Here is a 22738-nt window from a genome sequence, read left to right on the forward strand (position 1 = left end):
GCGGGCCGGGCGCTTGTGGTCGGTTCGGGCGAGATCGGTCGGAGGCCGGGATCGGGTGGCGGGTGGGGCGGGGCCGGGGGCGGCCCGGGTCCGGATCCAGGGTCAGTCGGAGACGGTCAGCCGGAGGCGGTCAGTCGGAGGCGGTCAGCCGGAGGCGGTCAGCCGGAGGCGGTCAGCCGGAGGCGGTCAGCCGGAGGCGGTCAGCCGGAGGCGGTCAGCCGGAGGCGGTCAGCCGGAGGCCCCCTCACCTCGGAGGTCTCGGCGGCCTCGGAGGCCCCCTCACAGCCGTCGGTCGTAGCCGACCGGCAGGTGGTTCGTGCCGCGGCCCAGGACGGCCGGGATCCACTCGATGTCGCCGTCCTCGATGGCCAGATGCAGGCCGGGCAGGCGGGCGAGCAGGGTGCCGAGGGCGATGCGGAGTTCGGCGCGGGCGAGGGCGGCGCCTGGGCAGAAGTGGATGCCGTGGCCGAAGGCAAGATGGGGGTTGGGGCTGCGGTCCAGGTCGAGGGTGTCGGGGGCGGGGAAGCGGCGCGGGTCGCGGTTGGCCGCGCACAGGGAGACGATCACGGAGTCACCGGCCGGGATCTCGGTGCCGTACAGGTCGCTGTCCCGGTCGAAGAAGCGCCAGGTGGTGAGCTCGAAGGCGCTGTCGTGGCGCAGGAGTTCCTCGACGGCGCGGGGCATGAGGCCGGGGTCGTCGCGCAGGCGGGCGAGCTGGTCGGGGTGGCGGAACAGGGCGATCAGGGCCGTCGTGATCTGGTTGGTGACCGGTTCCTGGCCCGCGACCAGCAACTGGAAGATCATCGAGTCCAGCTCGGCCTGGGACAGTTCGCCCTGGTCACGGGCGCCGACGAGGCGGCCCAGCAGGTCGTCGTCCCCGTGCTCCCGCTTGTGGGTGACGACTTCGGCGATATAGCTCTGCAGACCGTGCAGCCGTGCCTCGTACAGCGGCCGCCCCGGATCCTCCGGCCCCACCGGCTGGACGACCTTGCCCCAGTCACGGTCGAAGCACGCGGCCAACTCCCCCGGCAGACCGATGACTTCGGCGAGGACCAGGAAGGGGAATCGGGCGGCGAAGCCGCTGACGAGGTCGGCGGGCCCGGTGTCCGGCAGGGCGTCGACCAGCGCGTCGGCCAACTCCTGGAAACGGGGCTCCAGTTGTTCGACCCGGCGCGGGGTGAAGGAGTCCGTGACCAGGCGCCGCATGCGGGTGTGGGTCGGTGGGTCCTGGTGCAGGAGGTGCGCCTGAAGCTGGGAGTGCTGCGGCTCGGGCATGATCGAGGCTCGGGCACGCCAACGGTCGTTGCCCCGGTCGTGGTTCTTGCCCAGGCGGTCGTCGTTCAGCGCGGAGTGCGCGGCCTCGTATCCGGTGACGAGCCACGCCTGTACACCGCTGGGGAACAGGACACGGTGGACCGGGCCGGCCTCGCGCATCCGCTCGTACAGGGGGTAGGGGTTGGTCTTGTACGGGCAGCCCGTCAGCGGGACCGGGTCGGTCAGCGGCTGCGGGTCCACGGCCGGAAGCGGGTCCTGGACGGTCATGGGTGGGGGGCTCCTCGGAGGGCGGGTTCGGGGCGGCGGGGGTTCGGCCGCGGGGTGCGGGGGGCGGGACCGACGACAGCGCGTCGGGGGTGCGGACGACAGCGCGTCGGGGGGTGGTCGACGCGCTGTCGGCCTCTCCGCCTGCGAGATTGCGGGCCTGCGGGCCTGTGTCAGGGCGTGCTGATGGCATCCAACTTGCCGGACTTGGCGTCCTCGACCAGGGACAGGAACTGGTCGGCGCTCATCTGCACCCGCTGCCCGAAGTCGTCCGTGAGGACCACTCGGCGTTCGGCCGGGGCGGTGGGGTCGACGAACAGTTGCGGACAGCCGCAGTCGCAGTTGCCGCAGAACGTCGCCACCGGCTCCAGGCCTTCGATGTCGATCATGTTCCCAACCTTTCGCGATCTTGGACGCTCACCGGGGTGACCGCCCGGGACCAGCCCCGAGCACACCGCTCGGGGCCGACATGGGGGTGTGCGCTTCGGCCGCCGCCGCCGACCCGCCCGGACCGTCCGCGGGGGCCCGGTGATCGAAGGCGATCAGTGGATCGCCGGTCAGCGGGTGGTCGACGACGGTCGCCCGTACGCCGAACACCTCGGCCAGCAGGGCGGGTCGCAGCACCTCGCGAGGCGGGCCGGAGGCGACCACGCGGCCGTCGTGCAGGACGTGCAGCCGGTCGCAGACGGAGGCGGCGGCGTTGAGGTCGTGCAGTGACACCAGGGTCGTGCGGCGCCGGGTCCTGAGCATGGCTAGCAGTTCGACCTGGTGGCGGATGTCGAGGTGGTTGGTGGGCTCGTCCAGGACCAGCACGTCGGGCTGCTGGGCGAAGGCGCGGGCCAGCAGGACGCGTTGGCGTTCGCCGCCGGACAGTTCGGTGAAGCGGCGCCCGGCGTACTGTGCCATGCCGACGTCAGCGAGGGCCCGGGCGACGACGTCCCGGTCGGTGGCGTCCTCCCCGGCGAAGGCCCGCTTGTAGGGCGTACGGCCCATGGCGACGACCTCGCGGACGGTCAGCTCGAAGTCGCCGCCCCGCTCCTGCGGGAGAGCCGCGACATGCCGGGCCGCCTCGGCGGGCGCCAGCCGGCGCAGATCGGTGCCGGACAGCAGGACCCGCCCGGCGACCGGCTTCAGATGGCGGTAGACGGTGCGCAGGAGTGTGGACTTGCCGCTGCCGTTCGGGCCGACGAGGCCGGTGATCTCACCCTCGGCCGCGATCAGCCGGGCACCGGCGACGACCGTACGGCCGGTGTAGGCGACGTGCAGGTCCTCGATGTCGACTCTCACCGTGTACTCCCCCACGTCCTCCTGATCCTCATCCTCAACTCCCGCTCCCCAACCGCCGGTCCAGCAGATACAGCAGCGCCGGAGCACCGATCAGCGAGGTGACGACACCGACCGGCAGCTCCTGGGTGTCCATCGCCGTACGGCACAGGATGTCGACGACGACCAGCAGCAGTGCTCCGAACAGCGCGGAGACCGGCAGCAGACGCCGGTGGTCGCCGCCGACGACCAGACGGCAGACGTGCGGCACCATCAGCGCGACGAACGCGATCGCGCCCGAGACGGCCACCAGGACTCCGGTCAGCACGCTGGTCACCGTGAACAGTTCCCGGCGCAGCCGGGTGACGTCGATGCCGAGCCCGGCCGCCGACTCGTCGCCCATCAACAGGGCGTTCAGCCCCCGGGCGCGCGCCTGGAGGCACAGCCACCCGGCCGAAACGGCGATCGCCGGTACGGCCAGCAGGTCCCAGTTGGCGCCGCTCAGGCTGCCCATGAGCCAGAACAGCACGCTGTGGGTCTGCTGCTCGTCCCCGGCCTGCAGCACCAGATAGCTGGTGAACCCGGAGAGGAACTGCCCGATCGCCACCCCGGCCAGCACCAGCCGCAACGGCGCGAATCCGCCACCGCGCCGGGCCACGGACCACACGAGGGCGAAGGTGGCCAGGGCTCCGGCGAAGGCCGCGGCGGACAGCCCGAGTCCCAGCGCCCCACCGGCCCCGAGGCCCAGCACGATCGCGGCGACCGCGCCCAGGGAGGCACCGTTGGAGATGCCCAGGAGGTAAGGATCGGCGAGCGGGTTGCGCACCAGCGCCTGTACCGCCGTACCGACGAGTCCGAGCCCGGCACCGACGAGTGCCGCCAACAGGGCCCGTGGCACGCGCAGTTGCCACACGATCAGGTCGTTGGTGCCGGGACGCGGGGCCTCGCCGGACAGCCGCCGCCACACCACGCTCCACACGTCGCCGAGGGGGACGGAAGTCGAGCCCCAGGCCACGGCGGCCGTCAGCGCGGCGAGGAGGACGACACCCAGTACCGACGCCAGCGGTCCGGCGGGCAGCGTGCGTGTCTCCGTGGCCGCCGCCTCCTCGCGTCGCGCCACCAAGGAGGTCACGGTCGGCCGACCTTGCCGGGGTGGAGCGTCTTGGCGATCCGCTCGACCGTGTCGGCGTTCCCGACCCCGGCGATGGTGGTCCGCTCGGAGCCGATGCGCAGGAAGTGGCCCTCCTTGACCGCCTTCAGGCCCTTGGTGGCGGGGTTCGACTCCAGCCACTGCTGCGCCTCGTCGAACGCCTTCCTGTTCGCGGCCTCGCTGCCCCGGTTGCGGACGCCGAGCTGGATCCAGTCCGGGTTCGCGGCGATCACGTCCTCCCAGCCGACCTGCCGGTAGTCGCCGTCGCAGTCGGCGAAGACGTTGCGGGCCCCGGCGAGGGTGATGACCGCGTTGGCGACCTGGCGGTTGCAGACGGCCATGGGCTGCTTGGTGCCGGCGTCGTAGTCGAAGAAGAAGTAGGTGGGCCGCTCCTTCTCGGGAGTGCCGCCAACGGCCTTGCGGACGGCGTCGACCTTCTTCTTCATCCCGTCGACGAGTTCCCTCGCCCTGTCGCTCGTGCCCGTGACCGCGCCGAGCGAGGTGATGTCGTCCTGGACGGCGGAGAGGTCGGTGACCGGGCTCTTGCTCATGGCGGCGCAGGCAGTGGACCTCAGGTAGATGTGCTTGATTCCGGCCGCCCTGAACTCGTCCTCGGTCGGCGCGTCGCCCATTCCGCCGCCCATGTTCATCGAGGCGAAGGTGTCGATGTACAGGTCGGCGCCGGAGCCGAGGAGCTTCTCCTTCGGGATGAGGGTGTCGCCGAGCACCTTCACCTGCTGGGCGCGCGCGTCGAGTTCGCCGGGCAGGGTGCCCTTGCCGGGCGGGAAGCCGGTGCCGAGCACCTTGTCCCCGGCGCCCAGCCGCAGCAGCAGTTCCAGGCTGGCGGCGTTGCTGGTGACGATGTGCCGCGGCGTCGAGTCGAAGGTGGTCCTGGCGCCCTTGCAGTCGGTGACGGTCACCGGGTAGCCGGCGGAGTCGCCCTTGGCGGCGTCGGGGCCGGTGGTGTCGCCGTTCCCGCTGCCGCAGCCTGCCGCCAGCAGGCCGCCGAGTACCGCGGCCGTCGTAGCCCGCCCCACACGAGAACGCATCGAAAACTCCCCTGGATCCACTGGTTGCACGGGGCGGATCTCCGCCACCCGATCCAGTAGTCGGGGCGGACCCGGTGTCAGTTCCCGCGAGGTGAACCGACACCGGGTTCGGCACCGGGTTGGGCACCGGGCTCCCGGTCAGGCGGCCACGGCGACCGGTTCGGCCACGGCGGTGGCGTCGGTCACGCCCCCGACCCCGGCCTCGGCGTCGGCCTCCGCGAGCAGCTCTACGAGGGTCGCCCGGGCACGGGCGACTCGTGAACGGACCGTCCCGACGGGGCAGTCGCTCCGCTCGGCCGCCTCCGCGTAGGGCAGGCCCACCAGCTGGGTCAGGACGAACGCCTCACGGCGCTCGTCGGGCAGTGCGTCCAGCAGATCGAGCAGCGCGATGCCGTCGTCGAAACCGGGCAGCCCGGTCGGCTGGGCGCGTTCCGCCACGAGCGTCCAGTCGTCGGTGTCGCACAGGCGCGGCCGGGTGGCGGCGTAGCGGTGACTGTCGATCACCGCGCGGCGCGCGATGGACAGCAGCCACGCGCGGGCCGAGGAGCGGCCCTCGAACCGGTGCAGGCTGCCGAGCGCCCGCAGGAACGTGTCCTGTGCCAGGTCGTCGGCGGCCTGCGGATCGGCGGAGAGATGCGCCACGTATCGCACGACGTCACGGTGCAGGGAGCGGACGAAACGGTCCGCGGCGTCCGGGTCACCGCCGCGCGCGGCCAGCGCCCACGCGGTCGTCGACTCGTCGCAGGAGGCCGTTCTGGTCGGCGGCCTCCGGTCGTGCAGGGCAGGAGTGATCACCTGAGTCCTTCTCGGGTAGTCCGGGCTCCGGCACGACGGCGGGCACGGCGGGGTCACCGCCGCGCACCGGGGCACGTGTACGTAGACGTGCGGGTACGCCGTTGCCGGAGGAGTCCGGGGATGCGGGGAACACGGCCGTACGCCAGGTACGGCCGGGGGCCCGAGGCGTGGGGGCGCCGACGACTCGACGCCCGTACGGCGCTCGACGCGTCGGCGTCCGTGTCCGTACGGCCTCGGTGAACCGGCTGTCTCAAACGACAGCGATCCCCGCCGGAGGCCCCCGAGAAGTGATCGTGTGGACGAGCGGAAGCAGCCGCGGCGCCCGGTCGGAACGGCCGCGCCGCGGACGCAGACGCGGGCGGTGCGGCGGTGTGGGCAGGACGAGCGAGAGCCGCAGCGGGGCGGCCAGCCAACCGGCCACGGCCCGCAGGATGCGGAACGCTGCACGCTCGCCGTGCCCCAGCCACAGACCACACATCAGCGCGGCGAGGGTGTGGGCGGCCAACATGCCGAGCGACGAAGTGCCGGTCATGTCGTGGCCCATCGGCATATGGCTCATGCCTGTGTGGGCCGAGCCCATGTGGCCCATGTCCATGGATCCGGTGGAAGCCATGTGGGTGGCCATGGAGTCGGCCATGGAGCCCATGTCGTGCCGGGCAGCGGCGGAACCGGTCGGCGCCGCGTCGGTCCCGGCCGCTCCCGCGGCGCCGGACTGCGCGAACTCGAAGAACGTGTGCAGCCCGCCCTGGGCGACGACCACGACGGACACGACCAGCGGGAGTCCCCGCTCCCGGCCGGCCAGGCACCAGCCCGCACCGCCGGTGGCGAGCGCGCCTGCCGCGAGCGTCCACCACGGAACGGTGTCGCCCGACATCAGGACGTGGCCGAGGGCGGCGAGCAGCACACAGACGGACGCGAACACCGCGGCCCGTATCGTGCGCACACCCCACCCAGCAGTCATGACGGCCCTCATCCTCGCATCCGGGGCCCACGCGTCACGGGTGGGTACGCACAACACCCCTGCCCCGCACTCAAGCCCAGAAGAGTGATACAGGACACAGCGACGCGAGGGAACCGGGCGCGCCCGTCAGCCGACTTCTAGGGGAGCGGGGTTGTTGTCACCCGGGCCCGCCCGGGCGGACGACTGCCGCCTGCACCTCGATCCGCCCCGCGTGCTCGAAGTGCAGCGTGAACGGTACGTAGGTGCCCTCCTGCCATCCCCGCCCGGCCCGCAGTGTCACGTCCAGCCCGAACGGGGACATGGCGAGCCCCTCGCCGGCCGGGACCCGGGCCGAGTCCACCGTCTGTGCGGACGCCGCACTGTCGCTGATCATGCGGTGGCGGCTCAGTGCCGTGCCGCCCTCGGTGGCGGACGACGTCACCTTGAGCAGCCGGTCGTCGGCGCCCCCGGTGTTGGTGATGCGGAAGAACGCGGCGGTGTCCCGGACGTCCCCGTACGGCAGGAAGACCCGGCCGTCGGTGACCGCGATCCTCGGCGGACTGCCCGCGTTGCCGAAGTTCACCCAAGTGGTCAGTCCGCCCAGGGCGACGCCGCACGCGGCGATCGGGGCGAGCCCGGCGAGCAGGCCGTCGACGACACGGCGACGGGTCGGACGCCAGGCTCCGGCAACGGCCGTTCGCTCGGCCGTGGGCGTGATCATCGGGTACGGCCTCCCTGGCTCCCGGTACGGCTTCCCTGGCCTCCGGCGAGATTCGCCTGGCCCTCGGCGGGGTTTTCCTGGCCTTCGGTGGGGCCTTCCTGGCCCTCGGCGCGGTGCTCCCAGCCTCCGGTCGGGCCGTCCAGGCCTCCGCCGCGATGCTCCCGGCCTTCGGTGCGGCTTCCCTCGCCCCCGGCACGGCTCTCCGGGCCCCCGGTCAGGCCTCCCAGGCCTCCGGCACGGCTCTCCCCGCTTCCGGTGAGGCCGTCCAGGCTTCCGCCGCGATGCCCCCGGCCTTCGGTGCGGCTTCCCTCGCCCCCGGCACGACTCTCCGAGCCCCCGGCCAGGCCTCCCAGGCCTCCCAGGCCTCCGGCACGGCTCTCCCCGCCACCGGTCGGGCCTCCATCGCTCCCGGCGCGACTGCCCAGCCCGTCGGCACGGCTTCGTCGGTCCCCGAGTGCGGCGTGTTCGCGGGTTCGAGTGGGGCCCGGCTGCCAGGCTCGCAGTCGCAGGCTGTTGGCCACGACCAGCAGTGAGCTCGCCGACATGGCGACGGCGGCGACCATCGGGTTGAGCAGGCCGGCCATGGCGAGCGGTACGGTCACCGCGTTGTAGCCGAAGGCCCACAGCAGGTTGGTGCGGACCGTGCCCAGGGTGCGCCGGGCGAGCCGGACCGCGTCCCCGAGCGCCTCGATGTCGCCGCGTACGAGGGTCACGTCGGCGGCTCCGATGGCCACGTCGGTGCCCGTGCCCATGGCGATGCCGAGGTCGGCTCCGGCCAGCGCGGCCGCGTCGTTGACGCCGTCGCCGACGACCGCGACCCGGCGGCCCCGCTCCCTCAACTCCCGTACGAGGTCGGCCTTTTCCTCGGGTGTGCAGCGCGCGTGCACCTCCTCGATGCCGAGCGCGGAGGCGACCGAGCGGGCCGGTGTCTCGCGGTCGCCGGTGGCCAGCACCGGGTGCACGCCGAGGCGCCGCAACCGGTGGACGGCGCGGTAGCTGCCGGGGCGTACGACGTCCCCGATCTCGATCAGCGCCTCCGTCGTCCCGTCGACGCGGACCAGAACCGGAGTGTGTGCGGCCGCCTCCGCGACGGGAAGCGCGGCCGCCAGGGTCGCGGGCAACTCGTCGTCCGGCGCGAGGACTTCGACCAGTCGCCCCTCGACCCGGCCGCGCACTCCCCGGCCCGCCTCGGCGCGGAATTCGTACACCTCGGGCAGCGGCCCCTGCTCGGACAGGGTCCGGCGGGCGCAGACGACGACCGCGCGGCCCAGCGGATGTTCCGAGCCCTGCTCCACCGCCCCGGCCAGCCGCAGCACGGCGTCCTTGCCGAGCCCGCCGGGCACGGCCGTGACCCGGGCGACGTTCATGTGCCCGGAGGTGAGCGTGCCGGTCTTGTCGAGGACGACGGTGTCGATGTGCCGGAGTCCCTCCAGGGCCTGCGGGCCCCGGACGAGGACGCCGAGCTGGGCGCCGCGTCCGGTGGCGGCCATCAGCGCGGTCGGGGTCGCCAGGCCCAGCGCACAGGGGCACGCCACGACCAGCACCGCCACACACGCGGTGATCGCCGCTTGCGGGTCCGCCCCGGCCCCGAGCCAGAACCCGAGCACGGTGACGGCCAGCGCGAGCACCACGGGTACGAACACGCCGGCCACGGCGTCGGCCAGCCGTTGCGCACGCGCCTTCCCGGCCTGAGCATCCGTCACCAGCCGGGTGATCCTGGCGAGTTGGGTGTCCGCACCCACCGCCGTGGCTCGCACGAGCAGCAGCCCGCCCGCATTGACGGCGCCGCCGACGACCGCCGCTCCAGGCCCGACCTCGACGGGTTCGCTCTCGCCGGTGACGAGCGACAGGTCCACGGCGGAGTTGCCCTCCACCACCTCACCGTCGGTCGCCACCCGCTCGCCGGGCCGTACGAGGAAGTCCTGCCCGAGCATCAACTCCTCGATGGGGATGGGACGTTCGGTGCCGTCGGCCTCGCGTACCGAGACCTCCTTGGCGCCCAGCCGGGCGAGTGAGCGCAGCGCCGCACCGGTGCCGTGCCGGGCCCGTGCCTCCAGGAAGCGCCCGGCCAGCACGAACAGCGGGACGCCGACGGCCGCTTCGAGATACAGGTGCGCGTCGCCTCCGGCCGAGGCCAGCAGGGTGAACGGCATCCGCATCCCGGGCGCGCCCGCGCCGCCGAGGAACAGGGCGTACGACGACCAGGCGAAGGACGCCACCACGCCCAGGGAGACCAGCGTGTCCATGGTCGCCGTCGAGTGACGCAGTCCGCGCAGGGCCCGCACATGGAACGGCCAGGCACTCCACACGGCGACCGGCGCAGACAGCACGAAGCACAGCCACTGCCAGTTGCGGAACTGCCAGGCGGGCACCATCGACAGCACGAGCACCGGCACCGCGAGCAGCGCGGTGACCAGCAGGCGGACCCGCTCTTGACGGGCGTCCTCGGACACCGGTTCGCCCGACGGCTGCCCTCCGTCCGGGCGGTCCCCTCCGTCCCGGCGCTGCCGCCTCTTCGGCGGCTCGGGCAACGCGGCGGTGAACCCGGCCCGTTCGACCGTGGCCACGAGTTCCTCGGGTCGGACGTCCGGCGGGTGGCTCACCCTGGCGCGCCCGGTGGCCAGGTTGACCGTCGCGGTCACGCCCTCCAGTTTCGCGAGCTTCTTCTCCACCCGGCTCACACAGGCCGCGCAGGTCATCCCGCCGACGGTGAGGTCCGTGGTGGTCATCGGGGGTGCCGGTTCGATGGCCATCAGCGGCCGCCCCCGTGCCGCATGTCCATGTCCCCGGGGTCCCCCATGTCCATGCCGCCCCCGGCACCGCTCGTTCCGGAGCGGTGCATGCCGGGCGCGACGGGACCGGAGGCGGCTCCGACGGCGTACGACACCGTGAAGATCAGGGCGAGCAACAGCAGAAACCCGCAGAGGGCGGGCGGCACAAGTTGGGGTTGTTTCATCGACGGCCTCCTGACGCACGTACCGCTTCAGGAGTCGGGCGGGGAGGGCGGGAAGTTCCCGTGGGGAGGTCCCGTGGAGAGGCCCCTCGGAAAGTTCCCGTGGGGATGCCCCACCCGCCGTCTCAAGCAGCCCTCGCCTCAGACGGCCCCGTCTCAAGCAGCCCTCGCCTCAGACGGCCCCGTCTCAGGCAGCCCCCGCCTCAGGCAGCCCCGCCGCGACGGCTCCTCAACCACCACGCGCCGACGCCGAGTACGACGACGGCCGCCCCGATGCCGATCGGCACGCCCACGGGGATGCCGTCGTCGCCGTCCGTGTCGTCCGCGGCGGCCTGCGCCGACGGGCTCGACGGCGCACCGGTCGTCGGCTCGGCCGAGGACGTAGGCGAGGGCGACGCCGGCGTGGGCTCCTCGGTGGGCGTGGGGCTCACCGGCTTCGCGCCGGGTGCGGCGGCCTTCAGGTCCAGCCTCGGTGCGGGGTGGCCGTGCCCGTGGTCGTCGCCCCCGCTCTCCTCGTCCAGTTCGATCCAGCGGTCCACCTGGCCGTCGCTGTAGGTCTGCAGGGTCTTGAAGACGAGCGACTTGGTGTCGGGCAACTGCCGTACGGTGACGACGTACTCGGCGTCCTTGCCGACCGCGAGCTTCGGACCGGAGACGGTGTAGCCGCGGGACGTGGGGGCGAGCTTCCAGCCGGCGGGGCCTTCCTTGTAGGTGATGTCGGCCGGGGTGATGCCCTCGGGCAGGATCACCTCCAGCTTGCTGATCCCGGCGGAGCCGGACTCCGACTCGGCGGTGAAGGTCAGCGCGACGTTCTGGTCGAGCGCCCGGGCGCCCTCCGCCTCGACCTCGGTGTGTGCCGCGGCCGGTCCCGCGAAGGCTACGGCGGTCGCGAGCGCGGCCGCGGTGAGGGCGCCGGTGCGGTGCAGAGTGCGGGTCAGGGTGGGGCGGGGCACGTGTGACTCCCTCGTACCGGTGATGTGGTCGCTGCATTCAAGCGCAGGCGGGTTCATCGACGCGAGGGGTACCCGGTCCGGTCGGGGCGGCGGAGGCAGGAGGCGACGACCACGAAGGGCCAGAAGGACTGAAGGGTCGTCACCAGGCGTTCGGCGGCTCCGGCGGGGCCGCCGTAGTGCAGCTCGATCACGAACCAGGTGGCGCTGGCGAGCATCACGGTGGTCGCCGTGAGGGACGGCACCGTTCTGAGTGCCCAGGGTCCGGTGCCACGGCGGTCGGCGGCCAGCACCGGCCACACCGCCAGGAGGGAGAAACCGACCACGACCGCCGAACCGTGGCGCAGTGAACCCCCGCTGCTCGGCGGTGGGAGCAGCGCCACCACGAGTGCTGCGGCTCCGCCCGCGCCCAGGGTCACACGTCCGGCGAACGCGGCCGGGCGCAGCCCCAGTGCGGTGATCATGTGGCAGACGCCCAGACCGGCCAGCGCCACGTTCATGACCCAGAATCCCGGGGCGCCGTCGGCCGCCAGGACACTGATCGTCTCTGTGGCGGGATCGTAGGCGGGCCCTTCGAGCAGTGCCGCGATGATCCAGCCGCCGATCAGCACGGCCGGCGCACATACCGACGACAGCAAGGCCCATCCAGGGACATATCGCATCCGGACACCGTAAAACGCCCCCTCGTCACACCTGCCCCACACACGCAAACGGCAGAGGGGAACGGCCATGCGGTTCTCGAACAGCTCGGTCGGAAGCGCCAGACCTCGCCAGACCGCGCCACCCCTTCCGGCACATAGAAATATCCACCAGCATGAAGGGCCCCGAACGGGACGGCGGGGCCGAGAGTGCTGGGGGTAGGGACATGCAGCGCACCATGGGGAAGCAGGCCGTCGAGTGGCTCGCCGCGGCGGCCGCGGATCCTCGGACGTGCAAAGAGCAGTGGGACCTGGGGGCGGACGCGGTGCTGCTGGAGGGCGGCCGGCTCTGGGACGTGGTCAGCGTCCCCGAGCACCTGGGCCTGCGCGCCCTGGAACTGCTGAGACATGCCCGGTCGCGGGCGACCGGGCCCGTGCTGGTGAACTGCGGGGCACGCAGAGTCGGCTTCTTCCTCCCGCCCGACCCGGCCGCCGACTGGGTCGGTCCCGGCGTACGCCATGTCGGCCGGGGTTCCTGGGTCGCCGTACCGCCGCCCCATCGTTCCGTCGGCCGACGGCTGGAGTGGCTGCTGCCGCCCGACGGGACCGGCGCGCTGTACAGCCCCCGCGTCGTGGAGTTGGCGTTGCGCGAGGCCGGCGGTGCGGTCGGCGCTCGGGTGCGCGTCAGTCGGCCGTAGGCGGGGCGAAGACACTGACGCGCCCGCCGTTGCCGTTCCACTCCCACAGTTGCATCGGCCCGGGAAGACCCCGGGGGACGACGACGGCCGGGACGTGCTCGGCCGTGTCGATGTGCCCGTCACCCGCCGGTGCGGCCTCAAGGGCCCTGGCCAGGCCCGTCCAGCGGCCGACGGCCCAGGAGGTGACGGCCTGACCGTGACTGTCGGTCGCGGCATCCCACCAGGTGTCGCGGTGGCGCGGCACGGCACGGCCGTTGGCCTGCCACTCCGCCACCAGCTCCGCATAGATCGACGGCCGGTCCCGAACACCGGTGACCGGTACCACGTACGTCACGGGTGCGGCATCGCCTCCGAGGACGCGCCGCACCGTCTCACTGCTGTCCATGCCGGGGCAACGCCGAGATGTGCGCCGGTGGTACGCGGACCGCCCTCGCTACCACCCACTCGGGTGAGCGTGTCCCCCGGATGGCGCCATGGCCTGTTCGACCCACCGTTCGACGTTGATGTTCGCCCACGATCGAGACAGGAGCCGCTTCCATCGACGGGCTACCGCACATTCCGTTCTTCTCCGGCGTCCACGACGACGCCGACGACATCCCCGACTGCCCGTGGTGCGCCGCACTGCGCGAGCCGGGCCCGGCACCGACCGCACAGCGGCCCGGACCGTCGGGGCGACGGCACGACCCGTATGTCTCCGGCGCCCAGTACGAGGACTGGTGACGGCCGGGACCGCTCACCGCCGTGTGTCCTGGATCTACGGGGAGCGCTGGTGCAACTGGGCCGCGAGTACGGCGACGTCGTCCTCGGCGTGCCGGGCGTCCAGGCGGGCCAGCATCGTGTCGATGACGTCCTCGACGCCCGCGGTGGCCGCGAAGCCGACGCCGGCCAGCCGGTCCAGTGAGTGGTCGATGTCCTCGCCGCGGTGCTCGACCAGCCCGTCGGTGAACAGCACCAGCGTCTGGGCGGGATCCAGCCGGTAGGTGGCCGGCTCGTAGCCGCCGAGGCCCGTGCCCAGGGGCGGGCCGACCGGTACCGGCAGCAGTGAGGTGCGGCCCTCCGCGTCGATCACGGCCGGGGGCAGATGGCCGGCGCTCGCCAGGGTCACCTGGCCGCGGTTGGGGTCGACGCGCGCGATGAGGCAGGTGGCCGGGCGGCGCTCCGGCTCCGCGGAGGCGATGTCGTCGAGCTGGCGCAGCACCCGGTGCGGCGGCAGGTCGGCGGAGGCGATGTAGCGCAGTGCGGAGCGGTAGGCGGTCATGTCCACGGCGGCTTCCAGACCGTGTCCCATGACGTCGCCGACGACGAGCAGCGTCCGGCCGAAGTGCAGGCGTACGGTCTCGCACCAGTCGCCGCCGACCAGGGCGCTCTGCCCGACGGGCAGATAGCGGATGGCGACGTCCAGGTTGGGGTGCGGTCGGCCGGGTTCGGCGAGCAGGGCACGCTGGAGGTTGCCGACGATGCCCCTGATCCGGTCGTGCTCGCGGGCCTGCCGGATGTGGGAGGCGGCGCGTTCGGCGAGGACGGTGATGAGGGCGGCCTCCGCCGGCGTGAACGCCGCCCGGTCGCGGGCGCAGACCAGCGCGCCGTAGGACTGCCCGTAGGTGGCCAGCGGAACGCTGAGCGCGGGTCGGCCACCGTCGGGCGCGACGTACGGGATGGGGTCGGCGGCCTCCCCCAGGGCGCTCGTCTCCCGTGCCGCGGCGATGGCCCACCGGACGTCCGGCAGCAGCGCGGGGTCGCCGTGGACGGCCTCGTACCCGGTCCCGGCGTCGACCGCGATCCGTAGCACCGCCGCCGTACCGCCGACCTGCCGGACCGCCTCCCGGGCCAGCTCCGCGCAGGTGGCGTCCTCGTCCAGCGTGGTGCCGATCCGGGCCACCGCCGCGCGCAGGGCGGTCAGCCGGGACGGTGCTGCGAGGTCCTCCTCGGGAACACCGCGCGAGGCGACGGGGGCCACCGTCACCGACCGATGAAACGACTGAAACCAGCGCACCACAACAAACACCCTAGAACGGGGACAAACCTTCACAGGTGCCACTCAGATCGCCCGGCACCCGGCAGCCTCCGAGGGGCGCGCGAAGCACGGGCACAGAGAGCGTACGGGGGCGCACGTCCTGCTATCTGCCTGTTTGGCGCGCGGGCGCTCGCCCCATACGGGGAATTGGACTCCGGACGTATGGCCGCGTCACCCGGCACCCGATGCACTAAGGCTCCACCGGTCATCGCACCAAGGCTCCACCGGTCGTCGGGAGGCTTTTCATGGCACTCATGGAGTGGACGAAGTCAATGGAGTGGCTGGCCGCCGCGTCGGAGGACCCCGGCGCGTGCAAGGAGGAGTGGCAGAACGGCATCACCGGGGTCGCTCTTCTCGCGGCCGGACGGTTCTGGGACGTGCTGATCGTGCCGGAACAGCTCGGGCTGCGCGTCGCCGACCTCCTGGAAGAGCTGCCGCTGATCGAACCGGGCCCGTGCCTGCTGGACACCCGACGCCGCCACGTGGGCTTCTTACTGCCCCCGGAACCGCAGACCATGTGGATCGGCACCGGCATGCGCCTGCTCGGCGCGGGCACGTGGATCACCGCGCCCGCCCCGCACTGCCGCTGGGGCGCACTGCGCTGGCTCGTCCCGCCGGACGGCAGCGGCACGCTGACCATGCCCGAAGTCCTGGAAGTCGCTCTGCAGCGCTGCGCGAGCGAACTGTCCCGCCTCCAGGGCCACCCCGCGCCCCCCACCCACAGCCGGGCGGCACCGGACGACGGCCGGCCCGACGGCCCGCAGGTGGCACGCCACTGCGCGGCACGGGGATACGCCCACCCTTGAGTCCCGTGCCGGAATTCACGCCTTTAAGTAGCTGGCTTCCTACGGATTCTGCGACAACCCGAAACACAGGCACGAATTCACGATGCCCAGGACATGTCACCGGTGGGCTCGGGGGATCATCGAACAGGCCGGCAGGGCCATGCGGTTGATGGAATCACCCGGCTACCGGGCGCCCCCGGCGGACACCCCCTACGAGTTGGCCCTCGTCGATGTGATGAGGCGGCTGAGGGCCGAGAGTTCTCCGGCGAGAATCGCCAGGCTGCCATTGAGATGAGGCGCTGTTTCGCGGGAGCCATCCGCGGCATCAACGCCCTTCAACATCCCGGCGCGCTCACTGCGTTCTCACATATCGCCACACCGACGTGTCCACCGCGGCAGAGGACAAGCTCTGCTCGCCCGTACTCGAAGGAGGTCAGCCGAGCCAGGCTGTGACGTCGGCCCCTTCCCGTATGAACGCGGGGATCCGTTCCAGTGGGGCCTCCGCTTCCAGCCGCGTACCACCCTCCAGTACGCGTCCGGTGAGCGCGTCGAGCCACCGCGCGCCGGCCGGCAGATACACCTGGCGGGCCCGCGCGCCCGCCTCGTACACGGGTGCCACCAGCACGTCGGGGCCGAGCAGGAACTGGTCGTCCACGTCCCAGGCGTGCTCGTCCTCGGGGAAGTCGAAGAACAGCGGGCGCATCACCGGGGCGCCGGTGCGGTGGGCCTCCTCGGACAGGCGCATCAGGTACGGGCGCAGCCGCTCGCGGAGCATCAGGTGGTCGCGGAGGATGCCGTACGCCTCCTCCCCGTAGGACCAGATTTCGTTCGGGCCGCCGGTGATGTCCACGGAGAACGTGGGGTGGTTGGGCTTTCGGTCCCCGTGCAGCCGCATGACGGGGCTGAAGGTGCCGTACTGGAACCACCTGATCAGCAGCTCGCGGTACGCGGGGTCGTCCGGGTCGCCGCCGCCGAAGCCTCCGATGTCGGTGTTCCACCAGGGGATACCGCTCATCGCGACGTTCAGCCCGGCCCTGATCTGGCGGGCGAGGGAGTCGAAGGTGGTGGGGATGTCCCCGGACCACAGCAGAGCCCCGTGACGCTGGCTGCCCGCCCACGCGGAGCGGACCAACGACAGCGGCCGGTCCTCGCCCGCCGCACGCAGCCCGTCGGCCACCGCGCGGGTGTGCAGCACGGGGTAGAGGTTCGCGGCCTCGGCGGCCGGTCCGGCCGCGTAGACGGCGCGCTCCGCGACGGACCAGGGCAGGTCGGGTTCGCACGCGTCCAGCCAGAAGCAGCCCACACCCAGCGCACGGTAGTTGCCGTTCAGCCGCTGCCACAGCGCGGCGCGTGCGCCGGGGTGGGTGGCGTCGTAGTACGCCATCGGGAGCGTCAGCGCCTCACCGGCCTCCCGGGACGGCCACGCGAAGGTGAGCAGACCGCCGTTCGCGTCCCGGACCAGGTGCCCGGACGTGCGCAGCTCGTCGTAGGTGTCACTGCCAGGTTCGACGGTCGGCCACACCGAGACGGCGAGCTTCACCCCGAGGCCGGTCAACTCCTCGACCATGGCGGCGGGGTCGGGCCACTCGCTCTCCTCGAAACGCCAGTCACCCATCTTCGGCCAGTGGAAGAAGTCGCAGACGATGACGGCCAGCGGCAGCCCGCGCTCCCTGTACTCCCGTGCCACCGCGAGGAGTTCGTCCTGGGTGCGGTAGCGCAGCTTCGACTGCCAGAAACCGGAGGCCCACTCGGGGAGGAGGGGCGGGCGTCCGGTGGCCCGGGTGTAGGCGTCGAGGATCTGGGCCGGGGTGTCGCCGGCGGTGATCCAGTAGTCGACGCGCCCGCCGGCGTCGGCGGTCCACCGGGTGGTGTCGGCGCCCAGTTCGACACGGCCGGTGGCGGGGTTGTTCCACAGCAGTCCGTAGCCGCGCGAGGAATGCAGGAAAGGGATGGAGGCAACCGTGTTGCCCTGGACGAGGTCGATCACACAGCCCTTCTGGTCCAGGCGACCGTGCAGATGCTGCCCGAGGCCGTGCAGCCGTTCCCCGTCGTAGGCCTCGAAGTGCTGCTCCGTCCGGCCGCCCGCCGCGTGGACGCGCGGGCCGGCGTGATGCGTGTAGGGGTCCTTGTCTGCGAGGAGTTCACGGCCCGAGACGGCGTGGCAGAACCTCAGCCGACCGTCGGCCGACGCCTCGACAGCGAGGCGGCCGTTGAGCAGGCGGGCACTGCCGTCGTCCGATACGGACAATTCGGCCTGTGGGGAGGGCGAGGGGCTCTCCAGCGCGCCCGGGGCGGTGGGGCCGACGGTCCCCGATGAGGCCCGGACCCGGACGGCGTCCGGTCCCCAGGGCTCGATGCGGAGGATCTCTTGGGCGGTGCGCCGTTCCAGGACGCCTTCACGGACACTGTAGGACAAGGGAGATTCCTCGGTTCGACTCATGTGCCCGGGCACATGAGTCGTGCGGGCACGGGCTCATGTCGGTATCCGCGCGTTTCATCTGAAGCGGCGCAGGCGGGGCGGGCGCCCCGTCGACAGTACGAGCTGACGTTATCCAGCTCTCGCGCTCCTCACACTCCGTCCCGCACTCCAATGTCTGACTCGGCGTCAGGACGCGAGCCGAACACATACTCGCAGGTAACAAGTCTTTCGTGTCGCAAGACTAGACAGAGGCAACGTTCATGTCCGTTAATCCATCCCATGTATCAGTGGAGAGGGCTGCTCGGACCGAGAAGCCTATGAATCCCGGGCATCGTTGCCCAGCAGGGCTGCCGCCTGGCTCCCAGCCGCTGGCTCCGGACGGAGTTCCGACGAGCGAACAGGCCCAACCGCAGTGCCGGTGGAGTCTCACGCGCATCGGTTCTCGCCGGCATGGCGGCCGGGACGGTGACCGCCACCAGCGGCTCCCGCTGTGATGTCGTCGGCCTGCTACGTGTGGCGCCACATCGGCAACAGACAAGCCCGCGACATGCCGCACCCGACTCTGGGACATGCGAGCGAACGCACCGACGACCAAGCAGTCGCTCTCCCCTCACCGAAAGGGTCAAGATGTCTTCCTCCGTCAGCAGACGGCGCCTGCTGCAAATAGCCGGGGCCACCGCAGCCGCCTCTGCCACCGGATCCTTCGTCGGGGCATCTCCCGCCCACGCGGCGGCCGTTCCTCCCGCAAGGGCCGACATCGGGGTCTTGGCGCACCCCTTCGAACTCGGCCGGGTCCGGCTCACCGGAAGCCGGTGGCTGGACAACCAGAACCGTACGCAGAACTACCTGCGGTTCGTCGATGTCGACCGGCTGCTGTACAACTTCCGCGCCAACCACCGGCTGTCCACCAACGGCGCGGCCGCCACCGGCGGCTGGGACGCACCGGACTTCCCCTTCCGCACCCACGTCCAAGGACACTTCCTCACGGCATGGGCACAGCTGTACGCCATTACCGGGGACACCACCTGCCGGGACAAGGCCACCCACATGGTCGCGGAGTTGGCCAAATGCCAGGCCAACAACAGCGCCGCCGGTTTCAGCGCCGGATACCTCTCCGGCTATCCCGAGTCCGACTTCACCGCTCTTGAACAGCGGACCCTGACCAACGGCAACGTGCCGTACTACACCATCCACAAGACCCTGGCCGGCCTGCTGGACGTATGGCGCCACATCGGCAGCACCCAGGCCCGGGACGTGCTGCTCGCCCTGGCGGGATGGGTCGACTGGCGCACCGGCAGGCTGAGCAGCCAGCAGATGCAGACCATGCTGCAGACCGAGTTCGGCGGCATGAACACCGTGCTGACCGATCTCTACCAGCAGACAGGCGACGCGCGATGGCTCACCGTCGCCCGGCGGTTCGACCACGCCGCGGTGTTCGACCCCCTGGCGGCCAACCAGGACCAGCTCAGCGGAATTCACGCCAACACCCAGGTACCCAAGTGGATCGGGGCCGCCCGGGAGTACAAGGCCACCGGCACCACCCGCTACCGGGACATCGCCACCAACGCCTGGAACATCACCGTCAACGCGCACACCTACGCCATCGGCGGCAACAGCCAGGCGGAGCACTTCCGCGCCCCGAACGCCATCGCCGGCTTCCTGAACAAGGACACCTGCGAAAGCTGCAACACCTTCAACATGCTCTCTCTCACGCGGGAGTTGTTCGCGCTGGACCCGAACCGGGCCGCGCTGTTCGACTACTACGAGCGGGCATGGCTGAACCAGATGATCGGCCAGCAGAACCCGGCCGACGACCACGGCCACGTCACCTACTTCACCCCGCTCAACCCGGGAGGCCGCCGAGGTGTGGGCCCGGCGTGGGGCGGCGGCACCTGGAGCACCGATTACGGCACCTTCTGGTGCTGCCAGGGCACGGGCCTGGAGATGCACACCAGGCTGATGGACTCCATCTACTTCCACAGTGACGACACGCTGATCGTGAACCTGTTCGTGCCCTCGGTGCTCAACTGGTCGGAGCGCGGAATCACGGTCACGCAGACCACGACATACCCCGCCGGCGACACCACGACCCTGCAGGTCACCGGCAACGTCAGCGGAACCTGGGCGATGCGCATCCGCATCCCGGGCTGGACCACCGGGGCCACCATCAGCGTCAACGGCACGGCGCAGAACATCGCCACCACCCCCGGCAGTTACGCCACCCTGAGCCGCTCGTGGACCTCCGGCGACACCGTCACCGTCCGCCTGCCCATGCGGATCGTCATGCGAGCCGCCAACGACAACGCGAACGTCGCCGCGATCACCTACGGCCCGGTGGTCCTGTCCGGCAACTACGGCGACTCCGCGCTCAGTTCCCTCCCGACGCTGAACACGTCCTCGATCAAACGGACCAGCAGCAGTTCGCTCGCCTTCACCGCCACCGCCAACGGCTCCACCGTCAACCTGGGCCCGTTCCACGACGCGCACGGCCACAACTACACCGTCTACTGGAACACCACCGGCACCGTCCGTCTGGTCAACGTGGGCAGCGGTCTCCTGCTGGGCATCCAGAACATGTCCACGGCAGACGGTGGCCGTGCACTGCAGTGGTCGGACAACGGCACCGCCGACCACGACTGGTACATGATCACCGACGGAAACGCGGTCCGCTTCCGCAATGCCAACAGCGACAAGGTGCTCGGCGTCCTGAACATGTCGACGGCAGACAACGCGACCGTCCTGCAGTGGTCGGACAACGGGACCGCCGACTACAGATGGACGCTGCTCGACCAGGGAGACGGGACCTACAAGATCCGCAACGAGAACAGCGGCAAGTTGCTCGCCATCGCGAACAACTCCACCGCTGTAGGCGCGTTCGCGGTTCAGGACTCGGACGACGGCACCACCGACAACCGGTGGCGCATCGTGCGCAACTGAGATCCGCTCCGGAAGCGGATCGTGGTTCCTCTCCGCCCTTCCACTTGCTCGACACTTCGACCGTCGTTCGATATCACGAACGACGAGGTAGAGATCAGAGCGCATCAACAGTCCGGACAGCCCCTGACGGAGCCAACCGGAAATGCTCACTCAAGAAACGAGACCCCATGCAGAAACGTAGTTTCAGCCGCAGGCATCTGACCGTGATACTCGCGGCCCTGGTCGCTTCGGCGGCGACGCTCGTCGCCAACCCGGCCGAGGCGGCCACCAGTGGCGCCTTGCGCGGCGTCGGCTCCGGCCGGTGTCTCGATGTGCCCGGCGCCAGCCAGACCGACGGCACGAACGTGCAGATCTGGGACTGCACGGGCGGGACCAACCAGCAGTGGACGCTGACGGACAACAACCAGCTGACCGTGTACGGCAACAAGTGCCTCGACGTCCCGGGCCACGCCACCACGGCCGGTACCCGGCCGGTGATCTGGTCCTGCAACGGCGGTACGAACCAGCAGTGGCGGGTGAACTCCGACGGCACGGTCGTCGCCGTGGAGTCCGGGCTGTGCCTGGACGTCTCGGGCGGCGCCACGGCCAACGGCACGGCGGTGCAGCTGTGGAACTGCAACGGGGGCAACAACCAGAAGTGGACCGGTCTGACCGGGACGTCCAACTCGTGTCCTCTTCCGTCGACGTACCGGTGGACCTCGACGGGGCCGCTGGCGGAGCCGGCGAACGGGGCGGCCTCGTTGAAGGACTTCACCGCCGTGAAGTACAACGGCCAGAACCTGGTCTACGCGACCACCGCGAGCGCATCCGGGTGGCGCGCGACGGGGTTCCGTCCCTTCACCAACTGGTCGGACATGGCGACGGCCCCCCAGACCGCAGTGAGCGGGGCCCCCATTGCGCCCATGCTGTTCTACTTGGCGACCAAGAACATCTGGGTGATGGCCGCGAACGGGTGGGACACCGGCTGGGCCTTCACCTACCGCACGTCCACCGACCCGACCAACCCCAACAGCTGGTCCGCGCCGCAGCCGCTGTTCACCGGCAGCCTCCCCGTCGGCGGCCCGATCGACCCGACCCTGATCGCCGACGGCCAGAACATCCACCTGTTCTTCGCCAACGACAAGGGCAGCATCTTCAGGTCGACCATGCCGCTCGGGAACTTCCCCAGCAGCTTCGGCTCCTCGTACACGACGGTCATGAGCGACACCGAGGACAGGCTGTTCGAGGCCCCCGAGGTCTACAAGGTCCAGGGCCAGAACCAGTACCTCATGATCGTTGAGGCGAAGGGCAGGAACGGGCGCTACTTCCGCTCCTTCACCGCCACCAGCCTGACCGGTACGTGGACAGAGCAGGCCGGCACCGAGAGCAACCCCTTCGCGGGCAAGGCCAACGCCAACGCGACGTGGACCAACGACATCAGCCACGGTGACCTGGTCCGCAACAACCCCGACCAGACCAAGACCATCGACCCCTGCAACCTGCAGTTCCTCTACCAGGGCAGGAACCCCGCATCGGACGGCACCGACTACCTGTTGCTGCCGTACCGGCCGGCCCTGCTCACCCTGCAGCGCTGACCCGCGCGCACATGATCACAAGCTCATGACCCCGCCGACCAGGCCCGCAAAGCAGCTTGCGCTTTGCGGGCCGGGAAGGAACCCCTCCATGGTTCCCCTGCACAGACGGCTGCTCCGTCTCCTCGCGGCCACCGCACTGACGCTCACCGCCTGCGTCACCGCCTCCGCCGGCACGACCGCCGAGGCCGCACCGGGCAGCCCGGCGCTGACCCCACCGATGGGTTGGAACAGCTGGAACAGCTTCGGCTGCGGCATCACCGAGGCGCAGGTCCGCGAGGCCGCCGACGCGATGGTGTCCTCGGGCATGCGGGAC

The 22738-nt window shown here is 71.3% G+C and carries 18 protein-coding genes and 2 pseudogenes; 5 read left to right on the forward strand and 15 right to left on the reverse strand.

The features are described from left to right. Positions 1 to 279: 279 nt before the first annotated feature. The 12 genes and pseudogenes from POF73_RS08850 to POF73_RS08905 form a co-directional block, all read right to left on the reverse strand. Positions 280 to 1542: a cytochrome P450 family protein gene (locus POF73_RS08850; protein ID WP_272113976.1), complete on the reverse strand. Its 1263-nt coding sequence runs from the start codon at positions 1540 to 1542 to the stop codon at positions 280 to 282. 170 nt (positions 1543 to 1712) lie between these two features. Next, a complete protein-coding gene (locus POF73_RS08855; RefSeq protein WP_272113977.1) occupies positions 1713 to 1928 on the reverse strand; it encodes a hypothetical protein in 216 nt (71 codons plus the stop codon). A gap of 28 nt (positions 1929 to 1956) precedes the next feature. After that, complete coding sequence (locus tag POF73_RS08860; RefSeq protein WP_272113978.1) at positions 1957 to 2826, reverse strand: ABC transporter ATP-binding protein; 870 nt, start codon at positions 2824 to 2826, stop codon at positions 1957 to 1959. A gap of 34 nt (positions 2827 to 2860) precedes the next feature. Then, positions 2861 to 3934 (reverse strand): FecCD family ABC transporter permease, encoded by a 1074-nt coding sequence (locus POF73_RS08865; protein WP_272113979.1) that lies wholly within the window; start codon positions 3932 to 3934, stop codon positions 2861 to 2863. Beyond that, positions 3931 to 5001 carry an ABC transporter substrate-binding protein gene (locus POF73_RS08870; protein ID WP_272113980.1) on the reverse strand — a complete coding sequence of 357 codons (1071 nt, stop codon included), beginning with the start codon at positions 4999 to 5001 and terminating at the stop codon, positions 3931 to 3933. Before POF73_RS08870 ends, POF73_RS08865 begins: the two co-directional genes overlap by 4 nt. Before the next feature lie 138 nt (positions 5002 to 5139). Next, entirely contained in the window at positions 5140 to 5796 is a 657-nt protein-coding gene (locus POF73_RS08875; protein ID WP_272113981.1) for a sigma-70 family RNA polymerase sigma factor, read from the reverse strand. A gap of 250 nt (positions 5797 to 6046) precedes the next feature. Then, on the reverse strand, positions 6047 to 6757 hold the full coding sequence (locus POF73_RS08880) for a hypothetical protein (protein WP_272113982.1): 711 nt from the start codon (positions 6755 to 6757) through the stop codon (positions 6047 to 6049). Between the two features lie 157 nt (positions 6758 to 6914). Continuing rightward, entirely contained in the window at positions 6915 to 7457 is a 543-nt protein-coding gene (locus POF73_RS08885; protein ID WP_272113983.1) for a copper chaperone PCu(A)C, read from the reverse strand. Between the two features lie 467 nt (positions 7458 to 7924). Then, a pseudogene (locus POF73_RS08890) lies at positions 7925 to 10210 on the reverse strand (heavy metal translocating P-type ATPase); the annotation flags it as partial. After that, a complete protein-coding gene (locus POF73_RS08895; protein WP_272113984.1) occupies positions 10210 to 10413 on the reverse strand; it encodes a hypothetical protein in 204 nt (67 codons plus the stop codon). The gene POF73_RS08895 and the pseudogene POF73_RS08890, both read right to left, overlap by 1 nt. 200 nt (positions 10414 to 10613) lie before the next feature. Beyond that, complete coding sequence (locus POF73_RS08900) at positions 10614 to 11363, reverse strand: DUF1775 domain-containing protein (protein WP_272113985.1); 750 nt, start codon at positions 11361 to 11363, stop codon at positions 10614 to 10616. Between the two features lie 53 nt (positions 11364 to 11416). After that, complete coding sequence (locus tag POF73_RS08905) at positions 11417 to 12022, reverse strand: DUF998 domain-containing protein (protein ID WP_272113986.1); 606 nt, start codon at positions 12020 to 12022, stop codon at positions 11417 to 11419. A gap of 203 nt (positions 12023 to 12225) precedes the next feature. Between POF73_RS08905 and POF73_RS08910 the strand changes: the two genes are divergently transcribed. After that, complete coding sequence (locus POF73_RS08910; RefSeq protein WP_272113987.1) at positions 12226 to 12696, forward strand: hypothetical protein; 471 nt, start codon at positions 12226 to 12228, stop codon at positions 12694 to 12696. Here the strand turns inward: POF73_RS08910 and POF73_RS08915 are convergent. Both POF73_RS08915 and POF73_RS08920 read right to left on the reverse strand, forming a co-directional pair. Next, positions 12683 to 13081 (reverse strand): hypothetical protein, encoded by a 399-nt coding sequence (locus tag POF73_RS08915; RefSeq protein ID WP_272113988.1) that lies wholly within the window; start codon positions 13079 to 13081, stop codon positions 12683 to 12685. The genes POF73_RS08910 and POF73_RS08915 overlap by 14 nt on opposite strands. A gap of 369 nt (positions 13082 to 13450) precedes the next feature. After that, the gene (locus POF73_RS08920) at positions 13451 to 14659 is read right to left on the reverse strand and encodes a PP2C family protein-serine/threonine phosphatase (protein ID WP_272113989.1); all 1209 of its coding nucleotides are present in this window, start codon (positions 14657 to 14659) and stop codon (positions 13451 to 13453) included. 296 nt (positions 14660 to 14955) lie between these two features. Here POF73_RS08920 and POF73_RS08925 point away from each other — a divergent pair, with 296 nt between their 5' ends. After that, entirely contained in the window at positions 14956 to 15516 is a 561-nt protein-coding gene (locus POF73_RS08925) for a hypothetical protein (RefSeq protein ID WP_272113990.1), read from the forward strand. Positions 15517 to 15928: 412 nt separating this feature from the next. Here POF73_RS08925 and POF73_RS08930 read toward each other — a convergent pair whose 3' ends face one another. After that, positions 15929 to 17935: a glycoside hydrolase family 31 protein gene (locus POF73_RS08930; protein WP_443049465.1), complete on the reverse strand. Its 2007-nt coding sequence runs from the start codon at positions 17933 to 17935 to the stop codon at positions 15929 to 15931. Between the two features lie 606 nt (positions 17936 to 18541). Here POF73_RS08930 and POF73_RS08935 point away from each other — a divergent pair. The 3 genes and pseudogenes from POF73_RS08935 to POF73_RS08945 form a co-directional block, all read left to right on the forward strand. Next, on the forward strand, positions 18542 to 20851 hold the full coding sequence (locus POF73_RS08935) for a beta-L-arabinofuranosidase domain-containing protein (RefSeq protein ID WP_272113992.1): 2310 nt from the start codon (positions 18542 to 18544) through the stop codon (positions 20849 to 20851). A gap of 167 nt (positions 20852 to 21018) precedes the next feature. Next, positions 21019 to 22425, forward strand: coding sequence for a non-reducing end alpha-L-arabinofuranosidase family hydrolase (locus POF73_RS08940; RefSeq protein ID WP_272113993.1), 1407 nt, complete (start codon positions 21019 to 21021; stop codon positions 22423 to 22425). Positions 22426 to 22513: 88 nt separating this feature from the next. Next, positions 22514 to 22738 (forward strand): annotated as a pseudogene (locus tag POF73_RS08945) (alpha-galactosidase); the annotation flags it as partial.

It is taken from the genome of Streptomyces sp. HD, assembly GCF_028369295.1.
Classification (GTDB): Bacteria; Actinomycetota; Actinomycetes; order Streptomycetales; family Streptomycetaceae; genus Streptomyces.

Excerpts from the sequence above, each read along its gene's own strand:
- POF73_RS08850 (WP_272113976.1), bottom strand. The coding sequence starts at position 1,542 with ATGACCGTCCAGGACCCGCTTCCGGCCGTGGACCCGCAGCCGCTGACC.
- POF73_RS08855 (WP_272113977.1), bottom strand. The coding sequence starts at position 1,928 with ATGATCGACATCGAAGGCCTGGAGCCGGTGGCGACGTTCTGCGGCAAC.
- POF73_RS08870 (WP_272113980.1), bottom strand. The coding sequence starts at position 5,001 with ATGCGTTCTCGTGTGGGGCGGGCTACGACGGCCGCGGTACTCGGCGGC.
- POF73_RS08880 (WP_272113982.1), bottom strand. The coding sequence starts at position 6,757 with ATGACTGCTGGGTGGGGTGTGCGCACGATACGGGCCGCGGTGTTCGCG.
- POF73_RS08885 (WP_272113983.1), bottom strand. The coding sequence starts at position 7,457 with ATGATCACGCCCACGGCCGAGCGAACGGCCGTTGCCGGAGCCTGGCGT.
- POF73_RS08895 (WP_272113984.1), bottom strand. The coding sequence starts at position 10,413 with ATGAAACAACCCCAACTTGTGCCGCCCGCCCTCTGCGGGTTTCTGCTG.
- POF73_RS08905 (WP_272113986.1), bottom strand. The coding sequence starts at position 12,022 with ATGCGATATGTCCCTGGATGGGCCTTGCTGTCGTCGGTATGTGCGCCG.
- POF73_RS08910 (WP_272113987.1), top strand. The coding sequence starts at position 12,226 with ATGCAGCGCACCATGGGGAAGCAGGCCGTCGAGTGGCTCGCCGCGGCG.
- POF73_RS08915 (WP_272113988.1), bottom strand. The coding sequence starts at position 13,081 with ATGGACAGCAGTGAGACGGTGCGGCGCGTCCTCGGAGGCGATGCCGCA.
- POF73_RS08925 (WP_272113990.1), top strand. The coding sequence starts at position 14,956 with ATGGCACTCATGGAGTGGACGAAGTCAATGGAGTGGCTGGCCGCCGCG.
- POF73_RS08930 (WP_443049465.1), bottom strand. The coding sequence starts at position 17,935 with ATGAGTCGAACCGAGGAATCTCCCTTGTCCTACAGTGTCCGTGAAGGC.
- POF73_RS08935 (WP_272113992.1), top strand. The coding sequence starts at position 18,542 with ATGTCTTCCTCCGTCAGCAGACGGCGCCTGCTGCAAATAGCCGGGGCC.
- POF73_RS08940 (WP_272113993.1), top strand. The coding sequence starts at position 21,019 with ATGCAGAAACGTAGTTTCAGCCGCAGGCATCTGACCGTGATACTCGCG.